Consider the following 24,650-nt stretch of genomic DNA (forward strand, 5'->3'; position numbering starts at 1 on the left):
TTTATGATGTAATCGCATTTCGTACACTCAAAATATATTTCGACTGATCCAACGGGTCAACCCCTCTGCGTTTGCGAGCATGAGTTACATCTGCAGGACAATCCTGATACCCGGCAAACGAAGTGGTAATCACCCCGCGTCCGCTTGTCTCGGAACGCAGCTTCACTGGATAATCCATTGAGGTAGCAAGAGGCATGAGCCCTTCAATAATACAACGTCCGTTACCGATGGCGGGGGCTTCGAAAGTGGCTCGCATATGAACCAGATCGCTAAGCGCCTTGCCACCGTAATCCTCCGGAACCGTCAGCCTGAACTGAAGAAGGGGTTCCAGCAACGTGGTACCTGTTCTCGCTAATCCATCCATGATTCCCATAGGCGTGGCTACGACAAAATCCAGCGGATGGGTATGCCAGACATGATGCTCTCCTTCCACAAGTGTGATGCGCAGATCGGTTACTTCCCAACCATGCATGCCTTGAGACAAGGCTTCGGGAATCCGGCGTTCCACTTCATTCTGATAACGTAGCAGCAGATCCTCAGTCCTTACGGTTGAGGCATAGATCAGACCGCTTCCGCGAGGCAAAGGTTCAATCTTGAAGCGGAGGATGGCCCAGCAAGGCTTGGGCATCGTATAAGCGATATAACCTTCTCCGGCTGCACGAGGCGTTTCCTTATAGATAACGGATGGCGGATCAAACACGACATCCAATCCGAAACGACTCAGTAACAGGCTGGATAAAATCTCAAGCTGGATGGTTCCCATGACCTTGAGATGAAGCTCGCGTTCCTCCGGCAACCATTGCAGGTCAAGCAAGGGATCTTCATCCGTCAATTCCTGCAATGCTGCCACAAGCTCGGGGTAACGTGCCGGGTCCTTGCCATGTACTTGTACGGTCAGCAAAGGCACAGCCATCTGTGGCAGAGGAGGTACACCTTCGGGACTGCCGATAATGTCCCCTACATGGGTGTCGCTCAGTCCGTATAGCGCAGCAATCTGTCCTGCGTGAACGCTACCTGTGTCGGCCCACTTCCGTCCATCCATACGGCGAATCTGAGTTATTTTCTCTTCAAGTTCCCGCGTCGAATTATGGATGGTATCCCGGTTATGGAGACTACCACCATACATGCGGACGTAAGCCGTGCGACCCATGGTGCGGTCACGTTCAATCTTGAACACAACTCCCGATACGGGAGAATCCACAGGTTGTGCGGGTGGAGGCAGAAATGCAAGGACTGCGTCGAGCAATGCCGTGACGCCGATTCCTTTGCTGGAAGCACCATAACAGACAGGGAACATCTCACCCTGATGTACATAGCGCAGGAACGCTTCATTTAGATCCCTTTGGGATAACGAAGTCTCTTGGATGTAGGCTTCCATGACTTCTTCGTCCAGTTCAGCAAGGAGCTCGACCAGACCTGGGAGGAATGGTGTGCGATCTGACACCGTATCTTGATTATGATTATTATTCCATAGGGAGTCGATGCCATGAAAAGTATCTTCATGGAGTTGATACGTTTGGATGTCACATGCAAAGGGAGACAGGGTGGAACGAATCTGCTCCATGACTGCCGGGGCAGATGCGCCAACCCGATCCATTTTATTAATATAAATGATGGTTGGGATGCGAAGTGAACGAAGGGCATGCCAGATGGCTTCACTCTGGGATTGAATTCCCTCTACTGCCGACAGAATGAGAATAGCACCATCCATCACTCGAAGTGTTCGCTCTACTTCAGAGCTGAAATCAATATGTCCAGGCGTATCAATGAGGTCAATGATGGTGTTCTTCCAGATCAGAGAGGTCATGGCTGCCTGAACCGATATGCCACGTTCTTTCTCAATGTCGAGTGAGTCTGTAGCTGTTGTTCCGTCATCTACACGTCCCGGACTGCGGACAACACCACTCTCGTATAACATATGCTCGGTGGTCGTTGTTTTCCCTGCATCTACATGGGCGAAGATGCCAATATTTCTGCGATTCAATTCGTTTAACATGGAATGCCAAGCTCCTCTGACAACGGAATGCAATGTTTCCGACAAGTAATAATCCAGATTATCATACCACATCATCCATATGGAAGAATATGTGGATATATATGATTCGTGCCAGGAATCTACGTCCAGGCTGGTTCTATTTTAACGTGAACTGTTCATGGTTCTGCGGTAAGCTGCGGGAGTAGTACCGGTTAATTTTTTGAATTGACGGTAAAAGTGGGGCAGGCTGTCGAATCCGCAAGCATCAGCGACGGCGGCCATCGTCTCATCGCCTTGCACCAGATGCTCTTTGGCCATAATCACCCTTCGTGCTAATGCGTAATCCGTCAGAGTCATGCCGGTGTATCGTTTGAAGGCACGACTGAAGTGGGCGGGTGACACCGCAGCATACTGAGCGAGTTCATGCAGGGAAAGGCCATTCCGCAGGTTATTGTCAATATGGGAGATCGTAGAAGAGAGCCATGAGGGACCCTGTGCGGATGTACCCGGGTTTGCAGGTCCTGCAGCTTCCAGACGTTCCAGAAAAATGAGAAGCAGTTGTAGCCTTAACAGGGCTGCATGTGCGCTAAGATGATGACCGAGCTGGAATTCAGTCTGAATATCATCAATAAGGGCTGCCACCTGTGATTGCTCCGTTGTATTCAGATGTCTCTTATACACTCGTTGTCTGCGACAACGTTCAAACAGACTTAGCAAGGAAGAACCGGCGCCTCCGGCGGTCGAAGCCAGCAATCCCGGGCTGAAGAACAATGCGGAAGATGTAACGGGATTTCCTGCATCCGGCAAGGCTCGATGAACCGTGCTTCCCGGAATAATGAACAGATCGCCTTCCTGCATAGTTTCAAGTCCCGTATCAATAAAGATGCTTCCCTGACCCCGATATACATAGATAATTTCATGCCAGTCGTGAAGATGATCTGGCAATTCGTTCTGAGGGGATTTGGTATCACTGTACACCAGGCGGAACGGAATACCCGATTCTGCCTGAATAGTCGTACGAACAGGTGAACGTTCCATAAAGACTCCTTTCCAGACGATCTTGTCAACGAGAGGCATACCTGGTCATGAGAGAGTATATTTACCGCAATATAAGCAATTTAATTTCCTTTTATTGATGATACAATGAATTTAAAGCGTTTACAATAAAAGGGTGCAGAGCCTTTGAACTGCACTCCGACAGTACAAATAATCGATGAGGTGAGTGTCCATGTCGGCAAGCACAAAACGGCCAAGGTTGAAGCTGAATTTACTGGGAAGCGATGGTCAGCGCAAGTGCAAGGAGATTATGGAGCGTCCCGTGAAGGTTTTGCAGATTGGAGAAGGTAATTTCTTGCGGGGATTTGCAGACTGGATGCTTCATGAGAGTGCCAGACAAGGCAAATTTCATGGAAGTGTAGCTGTGACGCAACCACGACCGGGAGGCAAAGCCAAACTGGAGCAGATTCGTGATCAGGACGGATTATATACAATGATTACGCGAGGGCTGTCTCAAGGGAAACCAGTGGAGCGCACAGAGTTGATCTCCATTTTCTCACAGTGTATAAATCCGTATGAGGAATGGGATGACTTTCTGAACTTGGCGGAACTTCCTTCACTTGAGTTCGTTATTTCCAATACAACCGAATCAGGATTGAAATATACGTATGCGGACTATATCGAGGGGAAACCCGTTCAATCATTTCCGGGGAAATTAACGGTTTTCCTGCATCAGCGATATTTAAAATTTGATGGTGATCCATCCAGAGGTTTGATTCATCTGCCATGCGAGCTGCTTGAGGGCAATGGTGATGTGCTGCGCAGTTGTGTCCTCCGGTACAGTGAGGATTATGGGTATTCCGATGGTTTCCGCTCTTGGATCGAGAACCATAATCAATTCCTGAACAATCTGGTAGATCGAATTGTCACAGGTGCGCCGACCCAAGAAGAAGCCGATTCCCTGACGAATCGCTGGGGATATGAGGACCAGCTGATTAATACGGCAGAACCATATCATTTTTGGGCCATCCAGGGTGATGAATCATTGGACAAAAAACTTCCTCTCAAACAGGCAGGCCTCAATGTCCATTGGGTGAAAGATCTGAAGCCTTTTCAGATACGCAAGGTTCGTATTTTGAATGGGGCACATACCTTAATGTCATCCCTCGGCATTCTCCAAGGCAAGCAGCATGTGAGAGAAACGATGGAAGACCCACAGTTTGGATCATGGATCAGGGAAGCTGTGCATCAGGAGATCGTCCCTGCTCTGGATATGCCCGATCATCAGCTGGACCAGTATGCGGAAGAAGTGTTCGAACGATTCCTTAACCCGCATATTGATCACAAATTGCAAGATATTGCACTAAATACGATCGGGAAATTCAAGGTTCGTGTGCTGCCTACACTTTTGTCTTACGAGCAAAATCAGGGAGGTTGGCCAGAACGTTTAATTCAGGGGTTCGCTGGATTACTGTGTCTCTATCGTCCTGTTAATACAGTAGATGGCTACAAGGCACAACGACTGAATGGAGAAGACATTCTGCTGCGGGATGATCCGGATGTCCTGGCTGCTTTGGCAGCTCACTGGGACGGCTATGACAAGCTTAACAAGGATCAGAAACAACTGGATAACCGCGTAGCGGCTGTGTTGTCAGATACCCTGATCTGGGGTGGAAATCTGGATGCAAGAGAAGGGTTGCGTGCAGCACTTGTTCGTGAAATCGGTATATTGGAAGGTGAAGGGAAATGAACACCACAAGTACAATCAATGATTGGATTGCCATTCAACCACAGGATGATGTTATTATCGCGCTTCGGGATTATGTTAAAGGAGAACGCATTACTCTGCCAGGCGGAGTTTCTTTTACCCTGCTGGATGACGTGCCCAAAGGGCATAAGATAGCTGTGCACACGCTGGCACCGGGTGATGATGTGATGAAGTATGGTTTCTCTATCGGCATTGCGAAAGAGCAGATTGAGCAGGGAAGCTGGATTCATAGTCACAACTTGAAGACGGGTCTGCACGGATTGCTTGAATATGAGTACCAACCGGGATTGCAGGTTCAGACGGACATGCCTCCGGAACATCTGCAATCATTCGATGGATATTTGCGCCCTAATGGTGAAGCAGGTATTCGTAATGAGATCTGGATTGTGAATACGGTTGGATGTATCAATAAAGTGTGTGAAGCTTTGGCACGTATGGGGCAGTCCCAGTTTGTAAGCCGGGTAGATGGTGTGTTTCACTTTCCACATCCATTCGGATGTTCACAGCTTGGCGATGACCTGAAATATACACAACAGCTGTTAGCCTCCTTGGTGGAGCATCCGAATGCAGGAGGCGTGCTGGTCATCGGTCTGGGTTGTGAGAACAATCAGGTTGACCAGTTCCGTGAATGTATTGCTCCGGAATATCTTGGTAAAGTACGATTTCTCAAAGCACAGGAAACGGATGACGAGCTTGAGGAAGGGCTCCGATTAATGGAAGAACTTGTGGAGATCGCGGAACATGAACAACGGCAGCCCCTTCCGCTCAGCAAACTCAAAATTGGACTGAAGTGCGGAGGTTCGGACGGGTTGTCCGGTATTACAGCGAATCCGCTGGTTGGTTCCGTTGCGGATATGCTGGTTGCTGCCGGGGGAACGGCCATTCTGACTGAAGTTCCCGAGATGTTTGGTGCGGAAACAATCTTAATGAATCGAGCTGCCAATGAAAAGGTATTTCATGATTTGGTGGACCTTGTGAATGGTTTTAAGCAATATTTTGTGAACCATGGGCAGAACATCTATGAGAACCCCTCACCTGGTAATAAGGCTGGCGGCATCACAACGCTGGAGGAAAAGTCACTTGGATGTACCCAAAAGGGGGGACGTTCTTCGGTAGTTGACGTTCTACGCTATGGCAAACGGGTGACTCAAACGGGTCTGAACATTGTGGAAGCACCGGGTAATGACTTGGTATCTGTTACGGCACTGTCTGCTGCCGGAGCACATATTGTGCTTTTCACTACAGGGCGGGGGACTCCATTCGGAGGTCCGGTACCTACCGTGAAGATTGCAACCCAATCCGATCTTGCGAACCGCAAAAAACACTGGATTGACTTCAATGCAGGCCAGCTGTTAGAGGGGCGCACGATGGATGAGGTCAAAGTACAGCTGTTCAGCCAGCTGATTGACATTGCTTCAGGACGATCACATACACTCAGTGAGCAGCATGGATTCCGGGAGATTGCCATATTCAAGGATGGCGTGATTCTCTAGATCCATTTCTGGGTGGAAGGGGTTTATCTTCTGCAAGACATTATATGGTGAACCACAGCCACTCCCGGTTGAAATGTGCACGACAACGGGGAGTGGCTTTACTTTATTTTATTTCACGGATGCCCAGTGCCTTGGTGATGCTTGATAATGCTGCGGTTGATGCGTGTTTCTGTAATTGCTCCATCAACAGTTCACGTGCCTCTTCTACGCTGCCTTCAAATGGCTTAATGCCATGACGTTGCATCCAGTGATCCGCGGTCTCATAGGAGGAGCTGTTCCATGCGACTTTGCCTTCTGCGAGCCCCTCTTTTTCTTTGGTTCCACTGATCACAATGGCTGTACAGCCCTGAAGGTCCAGCAGCCCACGGTCAAATGTTTTTTTGTCCTCTTTTGCCCCGAAACCGGCTTGTGATCTCAAGGCACGTCCATCGATGCCTTCCTGTTCTGCAACTAGCGCATGGAGTTTAAAGGCTTCACGGGAGAGCAGACCTGCATCATACTGTTCCTTGATCGTTCTGGAATCGGCAAGCAGTCGGTGTACCCAGGGAAAGTATTCACACGAGACAAGAAGCGCTTTCTTTTTGACGAATTTTCCATATGCAGCAATGCCTTCTTCAGCCAGGCGTGAACGCCATAACCAGGGATCGAGTTCATCATCCTTGTGCCAATGTTCTTTCGGTGTTAACGATGATAGAGAAGGATATTCGGCGAATAGGGGGGCCAGAGGGAGCAGCCCTATAGACTGGATACGCTGTATTGCTTCTTCATACGTTATAACGGGTTCATATGTCATGATAATCAGTAGGCTCCTTTTTGGTGTAGTCAGGCTACGACTTGTTTTATGCGAGGTATCTTCGGCTTACTTCCTCGGCATGCTGACGAATCTCGCTGCGAAGTTTGCGAGGTTCAATCACTTCAGCTTCACGTCCCAATCGGTAAAAGAATCGTACGGCCCATTCCCATTCCCCCGGCGGACAGAGAAAGGACAATTCCCAGAGATCCGGGGCAATTTCAGTCATCTTTTCACCGATATGCTCGTCCTGTTCGGCTTCAATCATGCCCCGATAACTCAGCTGCACTCTAACCAGGGTTGGCGGTTGTTCTGGGGGAGTTGGTTTGCTGCACTGTTGCTGCATCTGTTCGTTAAGCATCTGTGTATCCTGGGGTTCGATCGCCTTGACTTCGATAATTCGGTCCACCCGGAACAGACGCTGTTCACCATGTTCGATGGAATATGCTTCACAGTACCAGAAGCCGGAGGAAGCATACACCCGTGTGGGACAGATCTGCAACCATCGCTGACGCGATACGGAGCGATAGAGTACATTTAGCCACCCGTGTTCGGGTATGCATGCCAGCAGTGCGTCTAGATGAGGAAGAATGTAATTGCGGTCAGGAATATGATGATGCAACTGTTTGAGCATGGGATCAATTCGGGCCATGATGTCATCCGGAATGATGGTCTTAACTTTGTTCAGCAGGGTCCAGCGTTTCTCATGAAAGGGTGTGTCGGCGTAACGACTCAGACCCTCAAGAGCGAATATGAGCGTCGCTGCCTCTACGGGGTCCAGCTGTAATGGAGGCAATACGTAACCTTCTATAAGTCTGAAACCGCCACCCGGACCGGAAATGGCAATAATGGGCACATTCATCTCGGAGAGGGACTGAATATCCCGGAGAATCGTGCGACGGGAAACTTCAAATTTCTCTCCTAATGAGTGTGCCGTTTCGTGACCATGCTGTAACGCCATTACGATGGCAGCAAGCCGATTTGTTCTGTTCATGTCAGCCACTCCGTTTCGATCATTGCGCCGCCGGAAAGTGATGCCGTAGTTAGATTTCTATTGTAACAGCTCTTTGGTGACATCATGAATGTCACCAATATTTTGGCTGCATCCTTATTTTTTAATGAATCAGCTACTTGGTGTGCATCAACATGTTCCGGCGGGCTTCGTTAAAATGTATGTCTCGTCCAATTCGCTCTCCCTGCTGATATTTCCTTCTATCAAAAAAACGACAGATAATACCAAAAACCCGTATCTGATGTGGACAGATACGGGAAGTAGCAGCTTTTGGCTTATAAAAGATGATAAAGGTCTGGAATATATACCAATATCTTCGATGAAGACAATAACAAGCATAAAAGGAATGGATATGTGACACTTTGTATCACGTGTTTTCCTTTGTGTAAAGGATTCCAATATTACCAATTTAGCGAAAGCGTTTATTTCATTTCGAGCAATTGTACCCCTCGTGCTTCAATCTCAACGCTGCCCGAAAGCTCGCGATCGGTGAGCAGATCATGTGCCTTGGCTGTACCGAGATCATAGGATTGTGTGGTTGCATTATGATTCATGACAAACAGGTAGGGTTTGCCGTCTTTGGTCCGTACGCTTACTTCAACACCTTCCGGTGTCTCAAGCAAGGATTCCACGTTTTTGGCTGCTGCAAGCTGTCCCAGGAAACCATCCAGGAAGCGCTCATCCGGATCGGATGCAACGTACCAGGCTTCACCTTGACCAAAGGTATTGCGTGTCACAACAGGCATGCCTTTATAAAAGTCGTCTCCATACTCCGCGATGACTTCGGCTCCTTCACTGTGCAGCAGGTCACACAGCATACCGCATTCATATTCTCCTTGAAGATCGCCGTAGGTTTCTTTGAGGACAATGCGATTCTTTTGCTCAGGCAGCAGCGCATCAATCTCTTCTACCCAGATTCCGAGCAGTTTACGGAGTTCTCCCGGATATCCACCTGTGGTCACGAGATCGTTCTCGTTGACAATGCCACTGAAGAAGGTTGTCAGGAATGTTCCACCTGCTTCAACATACTTCTCCATTTTGGCGGCAAATCCTGGTTTAACCATGTAAAGGACAGGGGCCAGGACAATGTCGTATTTGCTCATATCCGTATCGACACTGATGATATCTACTTGTATGTTGCGGCGGAAGAAGGCTGCGTAGTATTTGTGGATCTGATCCACATAGTTCAGGGCAACCGTAGGTCCGCTTGATTTTTCGATGGCCCACCAGTTATCCCAGTCGAACACAATCGCTACTTTGGATTCAACCGATGCATCCAGCGTGCTGTCACCAAGGATCTGCAATTCTTTGCCAAGCTCAGCGACTTCGCGGAATACACGTGTATTCTCGTGTCCGACATGCTCAATAACTGCACCATGATACTTCTCACAGGCACCGATGGAGCGGCGAAGCTGGAAGAACATGATGGTATCTGCCCCGTGCGCAACAGATTGATAACTCCACAGACGCATGACACCTGGACGTTTCAGTGAGTTATAGGGCTGCCAGTTCTGCTGACTTGGTGTTTGCTCCATAAGCATGAACGGTTGACCATCCTTCAATCCGCGCATAAGGTCATGAGCCATTGCCGTGAAGCTGACAGGTGTTGCAAGACCGGGATAGCTGTCCCAAGAAACGATATCCATATATTTGGCCCATTTGAAATAGTCCAATTGCTTGAAGAATCCCATCAGATTGGTAGTCACAACGGAGTTCGGAATGTGTTTTTTGATCGCATCGTATTCCAACAGATAACAATCCAGCATGCTGTCTGAGTTGAAGCGGGAGTAGTCCAGCGAGATTCCCTGGAATGTTGAATTGTTGTTACCCCAATGTTCGCTCAGGTTGCTCGGTAGCACAATCTCGTCCCAATCGTAGAAGGTATGCCCCCAGAAATTCGTGTTCCATGCTTTGTTAACCTGTTCCAGAGTCTCATAGCGTTCTTTCAGATACACGCGAAACGCTTTCTCACAGTTATCACAGTAACAGTCACCGCCATATTCATTGGAGATATGCCATACGAGAACAGCGGGGTGATCCTTGTAACGTTCGGCCAGTTTATCTGCAATCTTCTCGGCATATTTGCGATAGGTCGGGCTGTTGGGACAGGAATTATGTCGCCCACCGAATTTGCGTTTGCGTCCATCAGCATCTACACGAAGCACATCGGGATATTTCTTCGCCATCCATGCCGGATGGGCAGCCGTGCTCGTTGCAAGGCATATATAGACACCATTCTCATATAGACGATTGATCAGTTGGTCGAGTTCTTCAAAACGGTAAGTAACTTCATCAGGCTGAATCAGTGCCCATGAAAATACGTTGATTGTGGCAATATCTATGCCTGCCAATTGGAACATGCGCAGGTCTTCAAGGTGGGTTTCGTGGTCCCACTGTTCCGGATTATAATCGCCCCCGTAGAACATTTTGGGCAGTTTGCTGCTAATCAATGTGTTCACCTCTTGTATAAGAATAATCCTATACTATATGATACATATGACTTTTAAAATATAATAAAAGTAATGAATCATATAAGAATACGGAAGTATATTTCAGCTTATATCCAAGGAGCCAGCCCATGTTTATCTCACCCCGACATCAACGATATTTCATGACATCACGTGATCAGCCACTTCCCCTGTATATTGAGAGCTTAGGTTATAATGGCAATCAGGAGAAGGTGTCCAGACCTGTGGGGTATCCATGTTACCACTGGCTTCAGACCGTGAAAGGAGCCGGGGAATTCAAGTTTTCCGGGTCCACGGTCATACTGGGGGAAGCATCGGGTATTTTGCTGCCGCCGAATGAACCGCATGAGTATGTGCGTGCCCAGGGAGAGTGGGAGACACTTTACATTACATTTGGCGGTTCGCAGTGTCCTGCCATTATGGAATCGCTTGGTATGGGTGAAGCGGCGTTCCATCAGTGGGAGCAGAGCAGCCCATTCAATGATTACGGTCAGGAAGTGCTGGATTCGATCAGAAGTGATCAGGATTTGTCGGGACTTGAGGCGTCAGCGGACATATACCGATTTCTGATTTTGCTCAAAAAACATGGTATGACAGGCAACCGTTCTTCCATCTCACATGCCGTGGAGAGACTCGCTCCGCTCATTGCATTCATGGAACAGCAATATGCAAATCCCGAGATTGGGCTCGAACATATGGCTACCGTAACGGGGATCTCTTCCAGACATCTGAACACCTTGTTCAAGCAGTCCTTCGGCATGACAGCCTATAGTTATTTCATTCTGCTGCGTATTCGCAAGGCCAAGGAAATCATGACCGGGGATACTTCTTTGACGATTAGGGAAACCGCCGTTCGGGTGGGCTTTCGGGATGCAAGCCATTTTGTTGCTACCTTTCGCAGGATTGAGGGGGTTACTCCTGAACAGTTCCGTAATTTGTACTAACATGTACCGGAATGAACAAAAAGTTATGCCAGGAAGGTATTGATGCGTTAGGGTCATTCCCGTTATGATGGTATCGATTCCTGAGATTGGAAAACGTTTAAACGGAGCCGTGGTTCCGTTTTATTTGGAGAGGATGAATGAAGATGACAACAACGATACCCTTATGGGATCATGCTGCACCTTATGCAGCGCAGGGCCATGAAGACGAAATGCCACATTTGATTCCATTTGTTCAGCCTGGTTCCGAGAGCGCTGTCATTGTATGTCCAGGGGGCGGTTATGGATTTTTGGCTGATCATGAAGGCGCTCCAATAGCCGAATTGTTGAACAGAGCGGGCATAAGCGCATTTGTCCTGAAATATCGGGTGGCGCCTCACCAGCATCCTGCTCCGATAACAGATGGTCAGCGTGCTATCCGTTATGTTCGTGCAAATGCCGAGCAGTACGGTATCAATCCTGCCAAGATTGCAGTGCTCGGTTTCTCCGCAGGCGGACATCTTACAGCAACATTGGGAACGTTGTATGACGAGGGACAACCGGATCACGAAGATCCGATTGAACGTCAAAGTTCACGTCCGGACCGGGTTATCCTCTGTTATCCGGTCATTACGATGGAGTCCTATGGACATGCCGGTTCCCGTGAAAATTTACTGGGGGCCAATGCGTCAGCTGAGCAGATCAAGGCTTTCAGCGCTGAGCAGCAGGTAAGAGCGGATGCTCCGGAAGCGTTCATCTGGCACACCAGTGATGATCAGGCAGTACCTGTGGAAAATAGCTTGCGTTACGCACTTGCATTGGGCGCGCACGGAATTCCTTATGACTTGCACGTTTTTGAGAAGGGCTCCCATGGTCTGGGATTGGCTGAAGATAACCAAGCGGTTCGTGCCTGGTCTGATCTGTGCTTGACGTGGCTTAAGAATCAAGGCTGGTAATGATATTAGCGCTTTGGAGCGAAGGAGAAAACGACGATGAAATTGCAGAAAAATGACAAGCTTCTGTTTATCGGAGATTCGATTACGGATTGTGGTCGGGAACATCCTGTAGGCGAAGGCAGTTCAGGTCTGGGCCATGGTTATGTTGCACAAGTTTATGCACTCTTGCGGTCCATCTATCCGGAATTGATGTTGCGTATTCAGAATGTGGGTAATGGTGGAAATACGATTCGTGATCTGAAACAGCGTTGGAATCGTGATGTACTGGACCTTAAACCGGATTGGTTAACGATCATGATCGGCATTAATGATGTATGGCGTCAGTTCGACAACCCATTGTCAACAGACTCCCATGTGTTCCTGGAAGAATACGAATCCACCTTGCGTGAACTGGTGGCTTCGGTTCGTCCCAACCTGAAAGGTCTGGTATTGATGACGCCTTATTATCTTGAGGCCAATCCGGAAGACCCGATGCGGGCAACAATGGATATCTACGGGGAAGCGGTACGCAGGGTAGCCAGTGAGTATGATGCGGTGTATGTGGATACACAGGCTGCATTTGCCCCATTCTGGGACCATTTCTATACGTCTGTGCTGACTTATGACCGGGTACATCCGGATGCAACGGGCCATATGGTACTGTCCAAAGCATTCTTGGATGCGATCGGATTCGAATGGTCAGGAGGCGTCAAATCTTAAAAAGGACGTGATGGCATGAGTGAAGTAACAATAGCAGTACACACCCCGGCATTGCTTGGGGAAGGCCCAAGTTGGGATGCGGAGAACAATCGATTATTGTGGGTAGATATTGAAAGCTTCAAGGTGCATGTGTATGATCCGGCCACAGGGCAGGATCAAGCTTATGATGTCGGTGAACATGTCGGTGCTGTTGTTCCCTATCGTGGGGACGAAGTTGTAGTTGCTTTACGCAGTGGATTCCACATCTATCACTTGCTTACGGGTGACCTGCAAGCCATTGAGGACCCTGAACAAGATAAGGATACCAATCGATTTAATGATGGCAAGTGCGATGCGAAGGGCCGCTTCTGGGCAGGTACCATGAGCATGAACAATCAGAACCAAGCCGGTTCGCTGTATTGTTTGGAGGAAGGACAACCTGTGCGCACGATGGTACAAGGTGTATCTACATCCAACGGCCTGGGTTGGAGTCCGGATCGGCAGACCATGTATTACATTGATACCCCGACACGTTCTATTGACCGGTTTGATTTTGATCTAGAAGCAGGTACGATCCAGAATCGGACAAGTGTCATTCACATACCGGAGGAATTCGGTTATCCGGATGGCATGACGGTAGATGGTGAGGGCATGCTATGGGTTGCGCACTGGGGCGGGGGAAGAGTCACTCGCTGGAATCCGAATACATCAGAACTGCTGCAACAGATCGATGTGCCGGCAGATCAGGTAACATCCTGCTGTTTTGGCGGAAAGGACCTCGAAGATTTGTACATCACAACAGCGCGTATAGGGATTAAGGAAGATCGTCTGAAAGAGACACCGGATGCGGGCTCACTTTTTGTCATTCGACCGGGGGTTAAAGGGCAAGAGACACATGTTTATGGTAGCTCAAAATAAACATGTATCAATCATGTGGTGAACCGCTACTTGGATTTTCCGAAAAGCAACGGTGTTATAAGTTAGACTTTTACATGCCATGTCGAAAGATGCTGTTATAACAGCATCTTTTTTGTTGTGTAAACAAGATAAAACACTGAAAATATTTTACATAAATAGGAAAGTGAATGAAGGTGTCAGGCGTTTTCCATCGAATGTTATTTATTGAAAGAATTATCCATATGACGACGAATTAAGAGTGATTTTGTAAGCGCTTAATAAATGGCTGAAAGGGGGTGAGGCTTCTTGTATCAAGGGATGCATTGATTCGTCTGGCACGCCTTCATCAGCACGATGAGACAGCGGGGATAGACCGAAATGCAGTAACCAATTGGAAGAGGAGGATAAGTTGATATGAGAAAGTTTATGGGGAAATTACGAATCATGAGCCTGACGGTTGCTGTTGTAACCGCTTCGCTGGGAGGACTTGCTGGAACTACATCGGCGGCACCAAGTGAAGCCTATGAGTGGAAAAATGTGGTGACTGGTGCAGGAGGCGGGTTTGTTCCGGGCATTATTTTCAACGAGTCGGAAAAGGATCTCATCTATGCACGTACCGATATCGGGGGAGCCTATCGCTGGAATGCGGCTGATGAGAGCTGGATACCCTTAACGGATTTTGTTGGCTGGGATGATTGGAACAAGAATGGTGTGGATGCACTGGCTACGGACCCGGTTGATCCTGATCGAGTGTATATGGCAGTTGGGACGTATACGAATTCGTGGGACCAAAATAATGGTTCCATCTTGCGTTCTACGGATCGGGGAGATACATGGCAGACCACAACACTTCCGTTCAAAGTAGGTGGTAACATGCCAGGACGTTCGATGGGAGAACGCCTGAGCGTGGACCCAAATGATAACCGTATCCTGTATTTTGGTGCACGAAGTAGTCATGGATTATGGAAAAGTACAGATTACGGTGTAACCTGGAACGAAGTCACAAGCTTTCCGAATCCGGGAAATTATGTGCAAGACCCTTCGAATGAGTATACCAGTGACATCGTAGGTCTGGCATGGATTACGTTTGACAAAACAACAGGTTCGGCAGGACAAGCAACCCAGACAATCTATGTGGGTGTTGCGGATAAAGCTCAAAGTGTATATCGCAGTACGAATGGCGGCCTGACCTGGTCAGCTGTTGCCGGTCAACCTACAGGTTATATCCCGCATCATGGTGTGCTTGATGCAGACGGTAGCCTCTATATTACTTACAGCGATGGTGTTGGACCTTATGATGGGGAGAAAGGCGATGTATGGAAGCTGAATACCTCAACGGGTGTCTGGACCAACATCAGTCCTGTTCCAAGCAGCAGCACAGATAATTACTTTGGATATGGCGGATTGGCTGTCGATGCACAGAATCCAGGTACATTGATGGTTGCGACATTGAATTCCTGGTGGCCGGATGCCACTTTGTTCCGCAGTACAGATGGCGGAGCGACATGGACACGCATATGGGAATTTGAAGGATATCCGAACCGGAAGTTACGGTATACACAGGATATTTCGGCAGCGCCATGGCTCACATTTGGCACGACTCCTGCCCCGCCCGAAACAACTCCAAAACTGGGCTGGATGATCGGTGATCTGGAGATTGATCCGTTTGATTCGGATCGCATGATGTATGGAACAGGGGCAACGATCTATGGAACGAATAACCTGACAGATTGGGATGATGATAAAAAAATCAATATTTCAGTGATGGCGAAGGGTGTCGAAGAGATTGCCGTACTGGATCTGATCAGCCCGCCAAGTGGTGCACATTTGTTAAGTGGAGTGGGAGATGTCTCAGGTTTCCGTCATAACAATCTGGACCAGGTGCCAACAACCATATTTACGAATCCAAACTATTCTTCCACAGAAAGTCTTGATTTTGCAGAGTTAAGTCCGAATACGATGGTTCGCGTAGGAAAAGCAGATTATGCTGCCGATCCAAACGCAAGATCCATTGGTTTGTCCAGTGATGGAGGCACTACATGGTATAAAGCGAGTGTAGAACCTGCCGGCACAACCGGAGGGGGAACTGTAGCCATCTCCTCCAATGGTAATCGATTGGTGTGGAGCACATCAGACAAAGGTGTACATTACTCGACTGGCGGCAATTCCTGGACGGCAAGTACAGGAATACCTGCACAGGCGAAAGTGATTTCTGATCGTGTAAACCCAAACAAATTCTATGGATTTGCAGCGGGTAAAATCTATGTGAGTGTAAACGGTGGTGCCACCTTCACGACATCGCCAGCGACCGGACTTCCAATGGCAGGAAATGCTGATCTGGATGCCGTTCCAGGTGTTGAAGGCGAACTCTGGTTTGCAGGTGGTAGTGAGGAAGAAGGGCCATACGGATTATGGCATTCTACGGATTCAGGAGCGACCTTCACGAAGCTTGCCAATGTAGAGGAAGCAGACAGTATCGGATTTGGTAAAGCGGCCCCTGGGCAGAGTGTTGTTGCGTTGTACACGGTTGCCCAGATCGATGGAACACGTGGGTTCTTCCGCTCCGATGACGGTGGTGCCCATTGGGTTCGTATCAACGATGATCAGCATCAGTATGCTCGTGTAACCACCATAACGGGTGATCCGCGTCTGTATGGCAGAGTATATCTCGGAACGAATGGCCGCGGAATCTTGTATGCTGACCGTGTTGGAGGTAACAATGGCGGCGGGGACGGCGGGGGTACAGCACCAGTGACCAACGCTGCGATTACACCGGTTACAGCGGAATTTGATCGTAAAGCAGGCAATCAGGTTGATATTCCAGTCACATTAACGTTGAACGGGAATACACTTGTATCCATTCGTAACGGGAATGCAACGCTGGTTTCAGGTACAGATTACACCTTAACAGGTAATGAGGTCGTATTGAGTAAAAATTACCTGTCTTCACTGCCAAATGGCGCAGCGGCTCTATCCTTTCAATTCAGCGCAGGCGCTCATGCGACCTTGAATCTGCTCATTAAAGACACGACAGCTGCACCAGCTGGAAATATACGCATTGAAATGTTTAATAGCAACACATCGGCAACGGGCAGCTCCATCAGTCCCAAATTCAAACTGACGAATACGGGCACTGCGGCATTGAATCTGTCTGATGTGAAAATCAGATACTATTACACCATTAACGGTGATCAGCCGCAGAACTTTTTCGCGGACTGGGCGAGTGCTGGCAGTTCGAATGTAACAGGCACATTCAGTGCAATCAATCCAGTGCGGACAGGTGCTGACCACGTGCTTGAGATCGGTTTTACGGCCTCGGCTGGCACATTGAGTGCGGGACAAAGCACGGAAATCCATTCTCGCATCTCCAAGAGCAATTGGACCAACTATACGCAAACGGATGATTACTCCTTTGCAGGTAGTCAGACTTCCTATACCGAATGGTCCAAAGTCACCGGTTATATCGCTGGAAATCTACAATGGGGCATTGAACCGTAGGAGTGATTTAACGAAATAAAGGATAGTAAATAGGGGTCCTGATTCGCCAAATGACCAAATGGCGAGTCAGGACTTCTTATTTTGTCGAAATATAGTGTAAACTATAGATAGTTACCATTGTATAAAGGATCATTTTAGGATATAAAAAAGATGTACAATCAATTTAAATTTAATGTAACCGCTAACACTGGAACGTGTTTATAACCGATATATAATAGTGGGTATAGCCTGTACAGATATAGAGGAAAGATTAGACAAGGGGGTCGCGATCATGAACCGGTTGTGCAAGGTGCTGATTGTTGACGATGAGTTTCTGGTAAGACAGGGCATAAAGCATCATATGAACTGGGAAGCCGAAGGATTTCTCATTGTGGGTGAAGCTTCCAACGGTGAAGAAGGATTACAGCAGGTGAGCCTGTTAAAACCGGATATTGTGATTACCGACATTGTTATGCCTGTCATGGACGGCGAAACATTTGTCCGTACACTTAAAGCCAGTAATCCGCAGATTGAAGTGATTGTACTTAGCAGTTTCAGTGAGTTCGAGTATGTACGTTCTACGCTTCAGCACGGGGCAGCCGATTATATACTGAAGCCGAAGTTGGATACGAATGAATTATTGCAAGTCCTTCAACGTACAGCGGGTAAAATTCCGGAGCTACAGTTCGAGCCGTCGCACGATGGCTGGAGACTTGGACAGCTGATGGAGAAGATGCTGTCGGGATTCACACTGGACGAAGACAGTGAGATGCCGATGATTCGGGACACCTTTCCACATGAATCCTTTCGGATGCTCGTGTATAGACCCATGGATGCTGAGGGCAATCCGCTGAAGCTGGATCAGGAACAGATCGAATCGAGGCTACGCAGTGATCTGCCTGAAGTGGAATGCGCAGTAATTCCGGCAGAGGGTACACTACCAGTTGTACTTCTTAATGTTAACCCTGCAAGAGATGAATGGATGGTAGGACGCATTAGACAGCTGGCTGGCGAACATGTAGCGGGACAAGGCAGCCCTGGCTGGGTGCTTAGTGACAGCTTTACTTCATTTGAACAGATGGGAGTAGTCTACAGGGAACGCCTGATTAAGCTGATGGAATATCGCTTCTATTATAAGGATCGACCAATTCTGGTGTATGGTGAACTGCCTCCAATGCATCCCGCAGGTTACCAGTTTAATGTGAATATGTTCTTACAGCATGTGAAGCGTAACCGGGTTGAAGCGGCTAGAGAGTATTTGCAGGATCATGCGACAACACTTGGACGGGATTATATTGCCGATGTGTTTGAGATCAAATCATTTCTGGGTAATTTGATCTTCAACGTAACCATTACCCTCGCGGATATGGATGTTCAGTCTGCTGGGCTGGAAGAGAGCAAATATACGTATTTTAAAAATGTGGACGGGGCTTCGAGTCTAGACGAAGTTATGACTGTGCTTGACCATTTCATGACGGAAGTTCAGGAGTACATCGTCGGTGCGGGTGGGAAACGAAGTGATCCCAACATGAAGATGCTGCTGGATTACATGCATGAGCACTTTGACCAGCCGCTTGGGCTTGCGGAGGTCGCCAAACACTTTCATTTTAATCCATCCTATTTATCCAGTTATTTCTCATCTCACAAAAAAGAAGGTTTTAATGAATATCTGAATAAAATCCGGATTGAAAAAGCGGAGGAACTGCTCCGATCCGATGATGTAACCATTTCTGAGATTAGCAGTATGGTTGGCTATTCCGATCATAGTTACTTTTGCAAAGTGTTCAAAAAATTCACCGGACTATCACCAAGCCGATACCGTCGCAAATTCTGGGCATAAAGTCAGAAGGATAAGATCATGAAGAAATGGATGAACAGATTATCTCGTCTCGGATTATTTCCCAAGTTGTTTCTGGTTATGGTCATCAGTATTGTTCTCGTCTCTGTACTCATCTTATGGACGACCATTCACATGTCTACGAATCTGTTTACCGAGACATTCAGTATCACGAACTCCAAGGTGCTTAATCAGATCAAGACAAATTTTGAATCCTTTAATGAGGCCATTGCTGCCGTATCCAATAATGTGACGCAGAGTGGAGCGATTCGGGGATTCCTGTCTGAAGGTGATGCCGATTCCCTCACGATGGCCAAATCCTTCTATAATATGAGGGAAACGATGGATCGGGTTCAATCTATAACCGAGTCCTACGAAGTAGGGATAACGATTATCGGGATTAATGGACGAAGCTATTCCACCAATCGTGCTCACCTTCAGATGTCAGTGGACGAATTGAAGCAGGAGCCGATTACGATGGAAGCCGCTGAGACGCCGAGCCGTCTGATCTTTGATGATTACCAAAACGAGGCAATGCTCGGGAGTCAGCAGATGATCTCTGCGACGAAGGCATTGACGGATCGAACACGTAGCCGAATATACGGTACGCTCTATGTCACCATGAGGGAAGATATATTCCGGCAATTTTACAGCAGTTTTACAAGTCGCGGCAATGATGTGGTCATTATGAATGAAAAAGGTGAGATTGTATCATCGAATCGTGAAGACTGGATTGGAACAACTCAGCTGGATCTGCTATCGTATGCCCGAGAAATGAACAGCAACACTCCGAGAAGTATTAATGCTCGTGTGATGGATCAGGATAGCGTTGTTCTATCCGAGTATTTACCATTCTATCGATTCTATATTGTCAATGTAGTGGATAAGGATCTGGCGATGGGACAACTCATCGACATGAAGACAGTTGCTCTGATCTGTGCAGCTATCGTAGTAGGGGCACTCATTCTTGTGTTTCTCATCACCAGCCAGATTACCAAGTCACTGCGCAGACTGGTGAAGCAGATGTCCAACATTACGAAAAGTGATCTGGATAACTATATTCCGGTGAGTGGAAGCTACGAGAGCAGGCAGCTTGGCCATGCTTACAATTATATGCTTGATGAGCTGCATGATTATGTGGATCAGTTGGTGCAGACCCAGCGTGAACAACGTAACGCTGAGCTTGCGGCTTTACAGAGTCAGATTAATCCTCACTTCTTGTACAATACCCTTGCTTCCATCAAAGTTCTGGTGCAACAAGGTAACAAGGACAGGGCAGCAGAGACCATTAATGCATTAATTGGACTGTTGCAAAATACGATTAGTGATGTGAGTCAGACCGTGACAGTCGAACAAGAAGTCGAGAATTTGAAAAATTATGTTTTCATTAATCACGTTAGGTACGGTGGCCGGATTAAAGCGGCTTTCTACATTGCTCCGGATTGTACTCACTATCATGTACCCAAGCTGGTGATCCAGCCGTTTATCGAGAATGCATTTTTCCATGGATTTATCAAGAAAGAGATGGGTACGATTCATGTCATGGTGTCCAGAGCAGGTGAATCACTTATCTGTGAGATCATGGACAATGGTGATGGAATTGAAGGACTCGTTATGGGAGAAACATTGCCTAATCCGAAAAACAATCGTCAACTATTCAGCGGGATCGGTATTCGCAACGTGCATGATCGCATTGAGCTATTATATGGTTCACCTTACGGTGTCACCATTATGAGTACCGTCGGGGAAGGCACGAGAGTAACGGTTACACTGCCTTTGATTACAAGTTAAATTGAAACCCGATTCAATGGAATTCACTCAAAATCGAGATCCCCCGTTTCTGTAGTACTACAGAAACGGGGGATCTTTGCATGTCAGAGTTGAAGTGAAAATACATATTTGTACGATTTCAAGATCAAGATAATACAAAATCAAAAGAAATTACAAAAAACCAAATTTAATGCAAACGGTTTCTGTAAAGGTTTTCATTGTGGTAATAAGATGACAAATCCGTACAAAATTATTACTAACGAATGGAGATATGGGAATGATAAGATGAATACATCGAAAGCAACCGCTTTCAGAAAACGCAAACAAATTACACACAAAGAGGTTAAAGGGGAGTTGAATGTTTTGAAAAAAATGTGGGTATTGATGCTCGTTACAGTATTGCTGTTGTCTGCATGTTCATCCGGTGGTGGAGGTAATTCCGCTAGTGGTGGTGACGAAAAAACAAACGAAATTACGGTTTGGGCTTGGGACAAAGCTTTTAACGTTGCAGCCATGGAAACTGCCAAAGAAGCATATCAAAAAGCAAATCCTGATGTGAAAATCAACATCATTGAATACGCTCAAGCTGATATCATTCAGAAATTGAACACGGGTCTTAACTCAGGAACTGCAAGCGGTCTTCCAAACGTAGTTCTGATTGAAGACTATCGCTCACAAAGCTTCCTGAATGCATATCCTGATGCGTTCAAAGATCTTTCTTCAAGCATCACGGCTTCCGACTTTGCAGATTACAAACTCGGACCAACAGCGTTTGATGGCAAACAATACGGAGTACCATTTGACTCCGGCGTTGCTGGCTTGTACTACAGAACAGACTTGCTGGAAGAAGCAGGCTACAAATCTGCTGACCTGCAAGACATCACTTGGGATGATTACATCCAAATTGGTAAAGACGTAAAAGCTAAAACAGGTAAAGAGCTTCTTTCTCTTGACCCGAATGACCTTGGTTTGATTCGTATGATGATCCAAACTGCAGGTAAATGGTATTCCGCAGAAGATGGTAAAACACCTGATATTGCTAACAATGCCGCACTGAAAGAAGCGTTTATTACTTACAAAGCAATGATGGATGCCAACATTGTTAAATTGCACTCTGACTGGAGTCAATTCGTTGCCAACGCCAATAACGGCAGTGTAGCAACAATTCCTACAGGTAACTGGTTCTCACCATCTGTACGTCAAGAAGCTTCACAGTCTGGCAAATGGGCCGTAGCTCCAATGCCGAAAATGGCTGGTCAACCAAACTCTGTTCACGCATCCAACTTGGGTGGTAGCTCTTGGTATGTAATGAACAATGTTCCTGGTGCAGATCAAGCAGCTGACTTCGTAGCTAAAACATTCGGTTCTGACAAACAATTGTATCAAGATCTGTTGAACAACATCGGTGCAATCGGTACGTACAAACCAGCAGTTGATGGAGAAGCATATGCCAAAGAAGACGAGTACTTCGGTGGACAAAAAATCTTCACAGACTTTGCAAATTGGACGAAAGAAATTCCAAGCGTAAACTACGGTATCAACACTTATGCCATTGAAGATATTCTGGTTGTAGAAATGCAAGCATTCCTGAACGGTAAATCAATCGATGACGTTCTGGCTGATGCACAAAAACAAGCTGAAGCACAATTAAACTAAGATACCCAAGGTAACTTATAGAACCCTAGGAAACATCGGAGCCATCTCCCATGTCCGGCGCAAGTCGTACCGGATATGGCGAGAGGCTCCGTGGGTTCTACCCATGTTCCATGGAGAGAGAGAGGAGCCATACTGTGAAAGCCATGAATACAGGAGACAGTCTCCAAAAGAAAAATAATTTGACTGGATGGGCTTTTGTTTTGCTGGCTGTTGTCGGGATTGTTGCATTTTACTTCTACCCGATGATCCAAGCGCTGCTCTTATCGTTCAAGTCTGGTGTAGGAGCCAATCTTGAATTTTCGGGCCTTTCTAACTATAAAAGATTGTTAGTTGACACAACGTTCCGTACAGCATTGTCGAATACATTTATCTACTTGATTATTCAAGTACCTGTAATGATTATTCTTGGATTGTTTATTTCCGTATTGCTGAATGACAGCACACTGCGCTTCCGGAGCTTCTTCCGTACAGCGATTTTCTTGCCTTGTGTAACTTCATTGGTAGCATACTCTGTTGTATTTAAATATTTGTTCGCACCAGATGGAATGGTGAATCAATTCCTGATGGGTTTGCACATTATTGGCGACCCAATCCAATGGATCACAGACCCGTTCTGGGCTAAAATTACGATCATAATCGCCGTTACTTGGCGTTGGACCGGATATAACATGATTTTCTATCTGTCATCCCTGCAAAACATTGATCAATCGATCTATGAAGCTGCAAGAATTGACGGAGCGAATGCTTTTACACAATTCTTCAAAATCACAGTACCTTTGCTTAAACCGATTATCCTCTTCACGTCCATCACATCAACGATTGGTACACTGCAAATCTTCGATGAGATCATGAATATTACCAAAGGTGGTCCAGGTAATGCGACCATGTCGATTTCACAATACATCTACAACCTTTCGTTTAAATATTCACCGGACTTCGGTTACGCAGCAACCGTTTCGTATTCCATCGTAATCTTGATTATTGTATTGTCCATCATCCAGTTTAAAGTGGCAGGTGATAATAAAAATGGCTAAAGCTAAAGCAAAACGGATTTTCACTTATGTGTTCCTATCCATCGTCGCCTTTGTATCCATTTTCCCTTTCTTCTGGATGCTGGTCAGTTCAACGAATGCATCTGTCGATGTAACCAAAGGCAGATTATTACCGGGTTCAGCTTTCATTGATAACTTCAACAAACTGATTGATTCGACCAATCTGGTTCAGGCACTTGGAAACTCGGCGATAATCTCGGTGATCTCCACTGTTCTGGCGCTGTTGATTGGTTCCATGGCAGGTTATGGCTTCGAGGTATATCGCACGAAGTCTCGTGATGTTGTGTTCAATATCCTGTTGTTATCCATGATGATCCCGTTTGCAGCAATTATGGTACCACTGTACCGCATGTTTGCAACGATCTCGGGTGTAGCACCAGTGATCGGTATCAATACGATGGCAGCCGTTATTCTGCCAACCATTGCAACAGCGTTCCTGATCTTCTTTTTCCGTCAGAACACGAAAATGTTCCCGAAAGATTTGCTGGAAGCTGGACGTATTGACGGTCTGAGTGAACTGGGGATCTTCCTGAAGATCTACATGCCAACGATGAAAACAACCTATGCAGCAGCAGCAATCATTACATTCATGAGTAGCTGGAACAACTATCTGTGGCCACTCATTGTATTGCAAACGCCTGACCAACAAACGATTCCACTGTTGATCTCGAATCTGGGTGCTGGGTATGCGCCTGATTATGGGGTAATCATGACAGCAATCGTTATTGCAACACTGCCTACAGCAATCGTATTCTTCATCATGCAAAAACATTTTGTAGCAGGTATGGTAGGTTCCGTGAAGTAATGAAAACAGCATAATCCGTGCAAATGACGGGTGCAGGAAAGAAGAGAGGACGCCAGTAATGGCGTACCTCTGTCTTTTTTGTTTGTTTATGTAAAGCAAA

17 protein-coding genes are annotated in these 24,650 nt (G+C 47.0%); 12 read left to right on the forward strand and 5 right to left on the reverse strand.

The window, feature by feature from the left end:
- Position 1: 1 nt before the first annotated feature.
- Positions 2–1,996: a GTP-binding protein gene (locus tag ACTHPG_RS05890; protein WP_440388207.1), complete on the reverse strand. Its 1,995-nt coding sequence runs from the start codon at positions 1,994–1,996 to the stop codon at positions 2–4.
- Positions 1,997–2,137: 141 nt separating this feature from the next.
- The gene (locus ACTHPG_RS05895; protein WP_440388208.1) at positions 2,138–3,013 is read right to left on the reverse strand and encodes a helix-turn-helix domain-containing protein; all 876 of its coding nucleotides are present in this window, start codon (positions 3,011–3,013) and stop codon (positions 2,138–2,140) included.
- Positions 3,014–3,203: 190 nt separating this feature from the next.
- On the opposite strand from ACTHPG_RS05895, the gene ACTHPG_RS05900 reads away from it, so the two are divergent.
- Complete coding sequence (locus ACTHPG_RS05900; RefSeq protein ID WP_440388210.1) at positions 3,204–4,721, forward strand: tagaturonate reductase; 1,518 nt, start codon at positions 3,204–3,206, stop codon at positions 4,719–4,721.
- Complete coding sequence (locus tag ACTHPG_RS05905) at positions 4,718–6,232, forward strand: UxaA family hydrolase (protein ID WP_440388211.1); 1,515 nt, start codon at positions 4,718–4,720, stop codon at positions 6,230–6,232. Before ACTHPG_RS05900 ends, ACTHPG_RS05905 begins: the two co-directional genes overlap by 4 nt.
- Before the next feature lie 103 nt (positions 6,233–6,335).
- On the opposite strand, the gene ACTHPG_RS05910 is transcribed toward ACTHPG_RS05905, so the two are convergent.
- From ACTHPG_RS05910 to ACTHPG_RS05920, 3 genes are all read right to left on the reverse strand, one after another.
- Positions 6,336–7,025, reverse strand: coding sequence for an AlkZ-related protein (locus tag ACTHPG_RS05910; RefSeq protein ID WP_440388212.1), 690 nt, complete (start codon positions 7,023–7,025; stop codon positions 6,336–6,338).
- 46 nt (positions 7,026–7,071) lie between these two features.
- Positions 7,072–8,016 carry a helix-turn-helix transcriptional regulator gene (locus ACTHPG_RS05915; RefSeq protein WP_440388213.1) on the reverse strand — a complete coding sequence of 315 codons (945 nt, stop codon included), beginning with the start codon at positions 8,014–8,016 and terminating at the stop codon, positions 7,072–7,074.
- Positions 8,017–8,456: 440 nt separating this feature from the next.
- Positions 8,457–10,484, reverse strand: a complete 2,028-nt coding sequence (locus tag ACTHPG_RS05920) for a beta-galactosidase (RefSeq protein ID WP_440388214.1) — start codon at positions 10,482–10,484, stop codon at positions 8,457–8,459.
- 128 nt (positions 10,485–10,612) lie between these two features.
- On the opposite strand from ACTHPG_RS05920, the gene ACTHPG_RS05925 reads away from it, so the two are divergent.
- The 10 genes from ACTHPG_RS05925 to ACTHPG_RS05970 all read left to right on the forward strand — a co-directional run bounded on the left by ACTHPG_RS05925 (position 10,613) and on the right by ACTHPG_RS05970 (position 24,550).
- Positions 10,613–11,446: an AraC family transcriptional regulator gene (locus ACTHPG_RS05925; protein ID WP_440388216.1), complete on the forward strand. Its 834-nt coding sequence runs from the start codon at positions 10,613–10,615 to the stop codon at positions 11,444–11,446.
- A gap of 143 nt (positions 11,447–11,589) precedes the next feature.
- Positions 11,590–12,378, forward strand: a complete 789-nt coding sequence (locus ACTHPG_RS05930; protein ID WP_440388217.1) for an alpha/beta hydrolase — start codon at positions 11,590–11,592, stop codon at positions 12,376–12,378.
- Positions 12,379–12,414: 36 nt separating this feature from the next.
- Positions 12,415–13,077, forward strand: coding sequence for an SGNH/GDSL hydrolase family protein (locus ACTHPG_RS05935; protein WP_440388218.1), 663 nt, complete (start codon positions 12,415–12,417; stop codon positions 13,075–13,077).
- 15 nt (positions 13,078–13,092) lie between these two features.
- A complete protein-coding gene (locus ACTHPG_RS05940; RefSeq protein WP_440388219.1) occupies positions 13,093–13,974 on the forward strand; it encodes an SMP-30/gluconolactonase/LRE family protein in 882 nt (293 codons plus the stop codon).
- Positions 13,975–14,367: 393 nt separating this feature from the next.
- Complete coding sequence (locus ACTHPG_RS05945; RefSeq protein ID WP_440388220.1) at positions 14,368–17,451, forward strand: X2-like carbohydrate binding domain-containing protein; 3,084 nt, start codon at positions 14,368–14,370, stop codon at positions 17,449–17,451.
- Between the two features lie 271 nt (positions 17,452–17,722).
- Positions 17,723–19,270, forward strand: a complete 1,548-nt coding sequence (locus tag ACTHPG_RS05950) for a response regulator transcription factor (protein WP_440388221.1) — start codon at positions 17,723–17,725, stop codon at positions 19,268–19,270.
- An 18-nt stretch (positions 19,271–19,288) separates the two neighbouring features.
- A complete protein-coding gene (locus ACTHPG_RS05955) occupies positions 19,289–21,058 on the forward strand; it encodes a cache domain-containing sensor histidine kinase (RefSeq protein WP_440388222.1) in 1,770 nt (589 codons plus the stop codon).
- A 351-nt stretch (positions 21,059–21,409) separates the two neighbouring features.
- On the forward strand, positions 21,410–22,693 hold the full coding sequence (locus ACTHPG_RS05960) for an extracellular solute-binding protein (RefSeq protein ID WP_440390145.1): 1,284 nt from the start codon (positions 21,410–21,412) through the stop codon (positions 22,691–22,693).
- 143 nt (positions 22,694–22,836) lie between these two features.
- Positions 22,837–23,727 carry a carbohydrate ABC transporter permease gene (locus tag ACTHPG_RS05965; protein WP_036610887.1) on the forward strand — a complete coding sequence of 297 codons (891 nt, stop codon included), beginning with the start codon at positions 22,837–22,839 and terminating at the stop codon, positions 23,725–23,727.
- Positions 23,720–24,550, forward strand: coding sequence for a carbohydrate ABC transporter permease (locus ACTHPG_RS05970; protein WP_440388223.1), 831 nt, complete (start codon positions 23,720–23,722; stop codon positions 24,548–24,550). Before ACTHPG_RS05965 ends, ACTHPG_RS05970 begins: the two co-directional genes overlap by 8 nt.
- The last annotated feature ends 100 nt before the right edge of the window (positions 24,551–24,650 follow it).

The organism is Paenibacillus sp. SAF-068, assembly GCF_051967555.1.
Taxonomy (GTDB): domain Bacteria; phylum Bacillota; class Bacilli; order Paenibacillales; family Paenibacillaceae; genus Paenibacillus.